The sequence below is a fragment of the Cellulomonas sp. IC4_254 genome, from assembly GCF_011603975.1.
GTDB lineage: Bacteria > Actinomycetota > Actinomycetes > Actinomycetales > Cellulomonadaceae > Cellulomonas.
Map to the genome: position 1 here is coordinate 1 of NZ_JAANNB010000360.1, position 1,512 is coordinate 1,512.

The 1,512-nt window shown below is 77.9% G+C and carries 1 protein-coding gene; it reads right to left on the reverse strand.

The features are described from left to right. Nucleotides 1-69: 69 nt before the first annotated feature. Nucleotides 70-1,290, reverse strand: coding sequence for an EAL domain-containing protein (locus tag G6556_RS18765; RefSeq protein ID WP_166944653.1), 1,221 nt, complete (start codon nucleotides 1,288-1,290; stop codon nucleotides 70-72). Between the last annotated feature and the right edge of the window lie 222 nt (nucleotides 1,291-1,512).

The following is a 1,512-nucleotide window of genomic DNA, read 5'->3' on the forward strand; positions in this document are numbered from 1 at the left end:
CGCCGGGCGCGCGGATCGGCCGCCGGGCTGGGCCGCCTCCACCCCACGGCGGAGGCGGGTCCGCCGGCGTCAGCCCCGCGGGACGGCCCGCAGCGCGTCCGCCAGCGGTGCCGGCCGCCCGAGCAGGTAGCCCTGCCCGTAGTCGACGCCGAGCTCCCGCAGGGTCGCCCGCTCGTGCTCGGTCTCCACGCCCTCGGCGACCAGCCAGGAGTCGATGCCGCGCGCGAACTCGGCGACGGCGCGGATCAGCGCCCTGCGGACCGGGTCGAGGTCGCAGCCCCGCACCAGCGCCAGGTCCAGCTTGATCGCGGTGGGCCGGAGCTGCAGCACGTGCCGCAGGCTCGCGAACCCCGCCCCCGCGTCGTCGACGGCGACGTGGTGCCCGGCGGCGCGCAGCCGGTCGGTGACGGCGGTCAGCGCCTCGTAGTCGTGCACCGGCGTGTGCTCCGTGACCTCGACGGCGGCCGCCGGGCCGTGCCCGAGCAGCAGGTCCGGCACCCGCGGGTCCGCGAGCGCCTCGGCGGAGAGGTTGATCGACATCCGCACGCCGGGGGGCAGGTCGCCGAGCCGGGTCAGCGCGGACTCGGCGGCCAGCAGCTCCAGCTGGACCGACTCCCCGGCGGCCGCGGCGGCGGCGAAGGCGTGCACCGGCGTGGGGAACCGCTCGGGGTCGAACCGGGACAGCGCCTCGACGGCGACCACCTCACCGGTGCCGAGGTGGACGACCGGCTGGAACACCGTCCGCACCGCGCGCTCCGCCAGCACGGACCGGATCCACCGCACCCGCTCGGAGACGGCGGGCCGGTGCGGCAGCCCGAACGCGCCCATCCGGTCCTCGACCAGCGCCGCGGCCAGGCCCAGCACGCGCAGCGCGTCCTCGTCGAGCAGCGGGTTCGCGCCGCGCGCCAGGCAGCAGAGCATCCCGACCGGCTCGCCGTCCGGGCCGCGCAGCGGGGCGCCGAGGTACGCACCGATGCCGAGGTCCGCGGTCGCGCCGAGCTCCCGGGCGACGGGGTGCCGGCGCGCGTCCGGCAGCACCGGTGGGAGCAGCCCGGCCAGCACCCGCACGCAGTAGGTGTCGTCGAGGTCGCGCGCGTCGCCGACGGCCATCTGCATCGGTCCGGTCTCCGTGCTGGTGGCCAGCACGACCTCGGCCGACGTCGTCAGGCCGGACAGGAACGCGACGTCCATGCCGAGGTGCTCGCGCACGCGGTCGAGGATCTGCTGCACGTCCGGGTCGACGGGGCCCTGCGCCGTCGGCGCCACGTCCCGGTCCTCGTCCACGCTCATGCGGCCCCCGCTCGCCCTCGCCGAGCCCGCCGCTGGACCCAGCACGTCGTCCGTCAGACTAGTGACCGCCTCCGGTCGCCCGCCCGCCGGGCGGGTGGCGCCGGCCGGTGAACCACCCGTCCGGGCGAGCCGGCCGCACCCCGTCCGCCCACGGCGGATCCCGCTGCCGACCGGCGGGCCGCGTGACAGGATCGGCCCATGGAGTCCCCGAACACCGGGCTC